General features: G+C 37.8%; 8 protein-coding genes and 2 pseudogenes. 4 read left to right on the plus strand and 6 right to left on the minus strand.

Going from position 1 to position 7,420, the window contains the following annotated elements:
* The coding region (locus CBG25_RS05200) for a transposase (protein WP_290604297.1) at positions 1-233 on the plus strand (233 nt) is incomplete at its 5' end.
* A gap of 13 nt (positions 234-246) precedes the next feature.
* Here CBG25_RS05200 and CBG25_RS05205 read toward each other — a convergent pair.
* Together CBG25_RS05205 and CBG25_RS05210 are read right to left on the minus strand one after the other, a co-directional pair.
* Positions 247-411: a hypothetical protein gene (locus CBG25_RS05205; protein ID WP_290605046.1), complete on the minus strand. Its 165-nt coding sequence runs from the start codon at positions 409-411 to the stop codon at positions 247-249.
* Between the two features lie 66 nt (positions 412-477).
* A pseudogene (locus tag CBG25_RS05210) lies at positions 478-903 on the minus strand (NAD(P)H-dependent oxidoreductase); the annotation flags it as partial.
* A gap of 116 nt (positions 904-1,019) precedes the next feature.
* Between CBG25_RS05210 and CBG25_RS05215 the strand changes: the two are divergent.
* Positions 1,020-2,954 (plus strand): ABC transporter ATP-binding protein, encoded by a 1,935-nt coding sequence (locus tag CBG25_RS05215; protein ID WP_290605048.1) that lies wholly within the window; start codon positions 1,020-1,022, stop codon positions 2,952-2,954.
* Between the two features lie 98 nt (positions 2,955-3,052).
* On the opposite strand, the pseudogene CBG25_RS05220 reads toward CBG25_RS05215, so the two are convergent.
* Positions 3,053-3,385, minus strand: a pseudogene (locus CBG25_RS05220) (SIS domain-containing protein); the annotation flags it as partial.
* A gap of 385 nt (positions 3,386-3,770) precedes the next feature.
* Between CBG25_RS05220 and CBG25_RS05225 the strand changes: the two are divergent.
* The gene (locus CBG25_RS05225) at positions 3,771-4,685 is read left to right on the plus strand and encodes a pentapeptide repeat-containing protein (protein WP_290605050.1); all 915 of its coding nucleotides are present in this window, start codon (positions 3,771-3,773) and stop codon (positions 4,683-4,685) included.
* Positions 4,686-5,087: 402 nt separating this feature from the next.
* Here CBG25_RS05225 and CBG25_RS05230 read toward each other — a convergent pair whose 3' ends face one another.
* Positions 5,088-5,639 (minus strand): secretion protein EspA, encoded by a 552-nt coding sequence (locus CBG25_RS05230; RefSeq protein WP_290605052.1) that lies wholly within the window; start codon positions 5,637-5,639, stop codon positions 5,088-5,090.
* Positions 5,640-5,733: 94 nt separating this feature from the next.
* Positions 5,734-6,375 carry a hypothetical protein gene (locus CBG25_RS05235; protein ID WP_290605054.1) on the minus strand — a complete coding sequence of 214 codons (642 nt, stop codon included), beginning with the start codon at positions 6,373-6,375 and terminating at the stop codon, positions 5,734-5,736.
* A 246-nt stretch (positions 6,376-6,621) separates the two neighbouring features.
* On the opposite strand from CBG25_RS05235, the gene CBG25_RS05240 reads away from it, so the two are divergent.
* The gene (locus CBG25_RS05240) at positions 6,622-7,017 is read left to right on the plus strand and encodes a helix-turn-helix domain-containing protein (protein ID WP_290605056.1); all 396 of its coding nucleotides are present in this window, start codon (positions 6,622-6,624) and stop codon (positions 7,015-7,017) included.
* Positions 7,018-7,067: 50 nt separating this feature from the next.
* On the opposite strand, the gene CBG25_RS05245 is transcribed toward CBG25_RS05240, so the two are convergent.
* Positions 7,068-7,420, minus strand: a 353-nt coding sequence (locus tag CBG25_RS05245; protein WP_290603898.1) for a transposase family protein, incomplete at its 5' end; no start/stop codon positions are given.

Raw genomic sequence — 7,420 nt, forward strand, 5'->3', positions numbered from 1 at the left:
GTAAAGGCCATCGAAACAAACCGTTGTCCAAGACTCAGCAAGGGCGAAACCACAGGATTGCAAAGACTAGGGCACGGGTTGAACATGCATTTGCGGCGATGGAACAAATGGGTAGAAAACTGATCCGCACCATTGGACAGGTGCGCGCTAATTTTGCCATGACGATGATGGCAGCATGTTACAACCTAAAGCGGTTGGCGTACTTCCAGAGCGCGTGCATCGTGGCTTTCTGACGCCCAGAATGGGTCAAATGGCCCTAGCCAGGGCAATGTGCGATAGAATCAGTAGCGTGATAATCAAAAAAAATCTAATTATAGAATGAAAGCCAAGGGTTAATTGAAAATCTTGAGTTTTTCGAGGTGCCCGCAAGAATATTTTATAGATATCTTTAATGCATGGATAACCGGACAAAATATGAACATCCTGATTTTTTCTTGTTTTTAAATTTATACTTCTTTTTTAGAGACTGCGAAACTCGTGACACATTAAAGCAATAAGTTCAAAAGGACGTAACAATTCAGTTAACGGAAAACGGTTATAACCACCATATTGATAAGCTTCCTGACGCTCTCCGGTAGTAATAACTGAACGCCAATATTTGCCTTTAAGTTGTTTACTTTGCTCACAAACAAAATTTCGCGTTAATACTCTATCGAACCACTCTTTCAAAAGAGATGGACAACTATAGGTATAAAGCGGATGCTGAAAAATGATAATTTCATGCTCACAAAGCAACTTCCGTTCATAGCTGGCATTAATAAAATAGTCCGGATAAGTACCATATAAATCATGGATCACAACATTGTCTAAATCCTGAACATATTCAATGAGCATCTTATTCGCCACAGATTCAGTAGGTTCAGGATGGGCATAGATAATGAGAATCTTGGGTGGTAGCGACATAATTAGCTCCTCAAAAGCGTGCCAGAAGCACAATTTTTAGTTAACATACACACCAAAGGCCATTTATATTCTTTAAAATTATAAATGATTTAATATATTATCAAGATACGGTTTATATGATTGTATTTTCATTGCTACAAATGCGCTGTGGTATTCGGGTTTTACTAAATAGTGCAACAGCTTCTATCACACCAGGTCAAAAAGTGGGCTTAATTGGCAAAAATGGCTGTGGAAAATCGACCCTATTTTCGTTAATCAAAGGTGATATGCAACCTGAAGCAGGAAGTATTACTTTTCCAACAACTTGGGCTCTCGCTTGGGTCAATCAAGAAACACCTGCGCTAAAAAAATCTGCCATTGAAAATGTGATTGATGGCGATCACGAATACCGCAAATTAGAAAAACAACTACAACTAGCAAATGACAAAAATGATGGCCATGCTATTGCATTAATACATGGTCAACTGGATGCTATCAATGCTTGGAGTATTCGCGCTCGTGCTGCTAGTTTATTACATGGTTTAGGTTTTTCACCATTACAAATAGATGAACCTGTCAGCGCCTTTTCCGGCGGATGGCGGATGCGACTAAATCTGGCACAAGCTTTAATTTGTCGTTCTGATCTATTATTACTCGATGAACCAACTAACCATTTAGATTTAGACGCGGTTATTTGGTTAGAAAAATGGCTTAAAAATTATGCCGGCACTCTGATCCTGATTTCCCATGATAGAGATTTTCTCGATCCTATCATTGACAAAGTGCTGCATATCGAACAAGAAAATTTATTCGAATATACCGGTAATTATACTTCCTTTGAGCAACAAAGAGCGACTAAACTGGCGCAACAACAAGCACTTTACGAAAACCAACAAGAAAAAGTTAACCATTTAAAAAAATATATTGATCGTTTTCGTTATAAAGCAACAAAAGCTAAACAGGCACAGAGCCGGATCAAAATGTTAGAGCGTATGGAACTAGTTGCTCCCGCCCACATTGATAACCCATTTTACTTTTCGTTTCGAGCACCAGATTGTTTACCTAATCCCCTGCTTAAAATGGAAAAAGTTAGCGCTGGCTACGGCGATAAAGTAATCTTAAAATCAATTAAACTCAATCTGGTTCCCGGCTCAAGAATTGGTTTACTCGGCCGTAACGGGGCAGGTAAATCAACCTTAATCAAGTTACTGGCTGGTGATCTATTACCCCAACAGGGGGAAATTTCCTTAGCGAAAAGCATTAAACTCGGTTATTTCGCACAACATCAATTAGATTATCTGCGCATGGATGAATCGCCATTACAACATCTTTACCGCCTTGCTACGCAAGAAACTGAACAACATTTGCGCGACTATCTTGGTGGCTTTGGCTTTAAAGGCGACAAAGTAAATGAGCCATGCATGCATTTTTCCGGCGGGGAAAAAGCGAGGTTAGTATTAGCCTTGATTGTCTGGCAACGGCCCAATCTTCTGCTGCTCGATGAGCCAACTAACCATCTAGATTTGGATATGCGACAGGCATTAACAGAAGCATTGATTGTATTTGATGGCGCCTTAATTGTTGTGTCCCATGATCGCCATTTACTGCGCTCAACAACAGATGAATTTTATCGCATTCATCAAGGTCAGGTTGAACCTTTTGCTGGTGATCTGGACGACTATCAAAAATGGTTAACCGAACAGAATAAACAACAGCACCAACAAATTCGTCAGGAACAGTTACAAGATAAGATGCTATCAGCTAACTTAACTGCCCAAGATCGTAAAGAACAAAAACGACGTGAGGCAGAATTCCGCCAACGCACGCAGCCACTCAGAAAACAGTTATCAATGTTAGAACAAAAGATCACAAATCTATCTAATCAATTAGCTCAAATTGAACAAAAACTGGCTGATAGTGATATTTATAACCACAATCGTAAATCTGAACTCAATAATTACCTAAAACAGCAAACTGAAACAAAATCGACATTAGAGGAAACCGAAACCGAGTGGCTAGCACAGCAAGAAACTCTGGAAAATATGATAAAAGAGTTTGAATGTCAGGCATAATTCGATTCAAGACAGATTTTTTTAACAGTATAATAAAACTTAATTAAGCGCAGCTGGCATTAATGAGGCTACGATTAGCCTCATCGTGCCGTCAGTCACTATTCATCTAATTTGTTGATCATTAAACGGGCATTTATGATTAATGAACGGGCTTTTACCTCCCGTTTTTGTAATAGCGCTAGGAATAACAAATCGGTCAACGTATTTTGGGCGGCACGAGAAGAAATTGACGAACTTCGCCATTCATTTTCACCAGCGATACTTTCCAATACATAATCAGCTAACTGCACTAATGGTGTCTGTTGTTTATTACCAACAATGGCAATTACTTTCGCTCCCTGCTGCTTAGCTATTGCTGCCGCTTCACAAATATTTTTTCGCTTTCCGCTAAATGAAATAGCAATCTGAATATCTTTTGCAGTAAGGGTTAGGTGCTGTCGTCACAAGATGAACATACCGAGATATAGTATATTTAACATTCAATTTATGGTCGAAATTTACTCACCACCATGCCTGTAAGATGATTTATTTAATCAAACTTATGATGTAAATCTACCTTTTCTCTGTTGTTTTTGTTTAAAAAAAAACAAACGATACTTCTCTTTAACTCGTGACGACAGCCCCTAGGATGATAGCTAATTATCACATACAAGCATTTTAGAAAGATTAACTTTATCGAACTAAAACAAGTGAAGAGTTAAATTATACGGTTGCTTGTTGATTAACATTGATAAAATGCAAAAATAAGAATAGGGTATATTAGATAAAGGTTAATATTAAGTATTTTATTATCTAACTCTGAATGAGGAATTAATAATGAATATTAATAATATGCTTAACATATGTGATATGGCTCGCGCTACAGGTTCAGCTATGAGAGATGCCACCTCTCCACGCAATATACTACAACATATAATTAATTTTTTTACTTTTGGAGGTGTGCGTAGAAATAATGAAAAACTATATACGGACCTGATAGATTCTATGGTTAGCGCTTTACAAAAATGGGATACTGAGGAGCTCGAAGAAAACATAAAGAGATCAATGGCCCCAGAGTTCAAATTGAATAATATTTTAGGATGCTCAGTATCATTCACCCCCATAGAAAGGAATGTTGTTAAGGTTAAGGTTTGCAAGGGAAATGATTCTATATCCACTAAAATCCCACTAGGAACATACGTAGATGTATGCCGCACACTAAAGCTTAGAGATGAGCTTAAAATTTATCAAAATCCGTTGATATTAACAGAGCAGGGTAAGATGAACCTAAGGGGAGTGGATCTGTCCAATACTAATCTGACGGATAAAAACCTTTCAAACGCAGATCTATCGAACGCAGACCTATCTGACGCAGATCTCTCCAACGTAGACTTATCACAGAGCAATTTATTCCGAGCTAACCTACAGAATACAGACTTATCGAATGCAAGACTATCACAGTCAATTATGATTCGTGCTAACCTACAGGATGCAGATCTAAGAGGTGCTGATCTATCGAACGTAAACCTATCTAACGCAGACTTATCTAACGCAGACCTATCTGACGCAGACCTAACTTGTTCCAATTTGTCTGGTGCCAATCTATCCGATGCAGACCTGTTTCGTACTAATTTAGCTTGTTCCAACATGACTAATATAAACATGTCTAATGTCGATTTATCCCTAGCTAAAATGCCTGGGGCTAACCAAACTAATGTTCACTGGCCAGTAAAATACATCAGGTATGGATAGGTTTATTCAAATATAAAATTTATGTATGTCGTTCGCTACCAATGCGAAGAAAATGATTCATCTGCCAATATAAATGTAGTGGTCAACTAAAGTTGACCATCCTATGTATAAGACATTAACCCTAATCTTCAGTTATTATCCTAGAAGCTCTTGTATCGCTCTGTAAAACGTTTTATCGTTATTATTATTATTATGTGATACAGGTTGTTATAAGATGAATAGATTTCTTGAATTAATCTTCTTTACCCTAAATTTATCATTAAGGTTCGCACAATATACAACGCCGTTATGTTGAATAGCCGTCTGCGAAAATATCTCCTCGCAGACGGCGGCCATTTACACATAACGCCATTGTGCGAACCTGCGGTTATTTACCTTCTGTATTTGATATCATTCTCATTTTTAGCGGATATTTTGCGCGATTGATTTGTTCATTTCTCCTAACATAGTTTGCATACTATTGAGTAAACTAACGGTAACATTGTAAGTTTGCATGACTTTTTGAATTTGTAATTGTGATTGAGAAACAAAATCAGATGCTCTGTCTGATAAGGTTTTGATGGCGGCTTTAACCGATTGTAATTGACCTTGATCTAAAGCTTGACCTTTTGGCGCGTAATCGTTGATGTTTTTTCCGTCAACAGTGATGTTATTTTTTTCCATAAATATTCTGACGTGATCAGGAATCTCTGCTTTTGCTTTATCGCCTTCTTTCTCTACCTTAGCGATGATTTCATCAACTCGGTTAGCCATTTCTTGAGAATCTCTTGAAAAATCAGCTCTTTTTTTCATTTCAAGATATTTTTCGTTGGCTAAATCTGAGAGTAAGTTCATGAAAGTATATAATATTTCTATACCTTGAGATAATATAGGATCTTCTTTATAGCCATGTGTAACACTATACGATCCTGAAATAGCATTACTGCTGAATGAATCCACTGATGAAGTAATCATAATTTATCCTCTTAAATTTATGATGGTTCTTTTTTTTTCATATCTTAAAAAATACATACAGTGAGTTTATTAACTTTAATTGTTAAAACGAATTTTAATGGCGAATGGCCGAATTTATTCGACTATGTAACTCAACTAAATCTTTCGTAAAAGCTCTCATTTGCTCAGAAACTTGCCGAATTTTGTCTGCTAAATCATTAGTATTTTTTGCGTAATTTTGCGCATTAGTTGTTTGAAGTTCTCCTGTCAATTTATCTAGTTCTGCTAATTTTGTGTCGTTAGCCGATTGTATTTGTGTAATGCCTTGTGTGCCATGACCTAAACCTGATCCAATCTGTCCTCCGACTGTTAAACTTGTTTGCATTGCCTGATTGGCTTTATCAACTGTATTTGCAGCTACCGCGGCGGAACGACCATATAATGCTCCAGCCCCTGTTCCAGCTAGGCCGATCCCGCCTGCAGCTATTTGTCCCCATGCTGCCCATTTTGCCGCAGAATTTGCGTTATCTATGCCTTCACGTTTTTTATCCATTGAAGCAACCTGGATATTCCATCCGAGTTCTTGCTGTTTCTGGTTAAATTCTTGCAAGGTATTACGGAGTTTTTTTAGCATTTCAGTTAGCATCATCATCAGTTCGTTGATTTGAGAAATGGTCTCCATACCATCACTATATGATGATGTATTATATTGAGTTACTGAATTTGTAGCCGGTAAAGTTGATTGAATATCATTCATCATTTTTTCCTTTTTCATAAGAGGCATTGAAGCAAAATATATGATAATTTTGCGTGTACTTGGTTAACCTAAACTCCTTTATCTTACAATATTCAAAAGCGATCAATCAGTTAAATACTGGAGTTGTTTGCTGTAAACATTCTTTATTAATCTAGATCGCCAATTCCCAAACGAAATGCAACAAAGTAAATCCTTGGTCATACATAGATAAAATTACTGTAATTACCCCATAAGAGATATTGTTGTATGAAGGGAAAACATTTGAACTTACATGAGCGTTTTTATATCGAAAAACGAATAATTGACGGTGTTACTCAGGCCACTATTGCTAGAGAATTGGGGCTTTCTCGTTCAACTGTCAGCAGGGAACTCAAACGTAATACTGATCCCGCTTTCCATGGACTTTATTCTTGCAGAAGAGCCGATACCTTAGCGAAAGCCAGACGTCTCAATAAATCTACACGAGATGCATTTAATCAACAAACCCCGCAAACGCAGGATTTTATCCGTAAGGAGCTTGCTTTACATACCTCGCCAGAAGTTATCAGTGGAAGGCTACGTTTGAAGCATGGTGTTTCTGTCAGCAAGAATACGCTTTATCGCTATATAAAGAGAGACCGACTGGCAGGAGGGAAACTCTAAGCGTGTTGCTTAATAGTGAAATAAGGGTGTTTCGGTGATTGAAGTAAATTTTACGCTGTTCTGAGATGGAAATTCCAAAGACCTGCGCTAAGGAGTAAGAAGGTATCATCAATAAAGGGTCTACGATTCCGTAAAATTTGGGTCATGCAACCGAGGCGCTTGATACCCGCGATGGCGTGTTCAACTGTAATACGGATGCCCGAGATTATTTTATTTTCTTGTTTTTGTTCAGGCGATAAAGGTCTTTTTCGAGTTCCTTTTTTTGGGATTTGTGTATTAGGATGCTGTTTATCTATACCTTGAAAACCGGTATCTGCCCAGATGGTTACCTCAGGAGGAATATGGCGAATTATATCGACTTTATCGAGTAAGCGTTTATCGTGACGGCGCCCATTTTTGCTCA

It is taken from the genome of Arsenophonus sp. ENCA, from assembly GCF_002287155.1.
Classification (GTDB): Bacteria; Pseudomonadota; Gammaproteobacteria; order Enterobacterales; family Enterobacteriaceae; genus Arsenophonus; species Arsenophonus nilaparvatae.

Excerpts from the sequence above, each read along its gene's own strand:
- CBG25_RS05225 (WP_290605050.1), top strand. The coding sequence starts at position 3,771 with ATGAATATTAATAATATGCTTAACATATGTGATATGGCTCGCGCTACA.
- CBG25_RS05240 (WP_290605056.1), top strand. The coding sequence starts at position 6,622 with ATGAAGGGAAAACATTTGAACTTACATGAGCGTTTTTATATCGAAAAA.
- CBG25_RS05230 (WP_290605052.1), bottom strand. The coding sequence starts at position 5,639 with ATGATTACTTCATCAGTGGATTCATTCAGCAGTAATGCTATTTCAGGA.
- CBG25_RS05235 (WP_290605054.1), bottom strand. The coding sequence starts at position 6,375 with ATGAATGATATTCAATCAACTTTACCGGCTACAAATTCAGTAACTCAA.
- CBG25_RS05215 (WP_290605048.1), top strand. The coding sequence starts at position 1,020 with ATGATTGTATTTTCATTGCTACAAATGCGCTGTGGTATTCGGGTTTTA.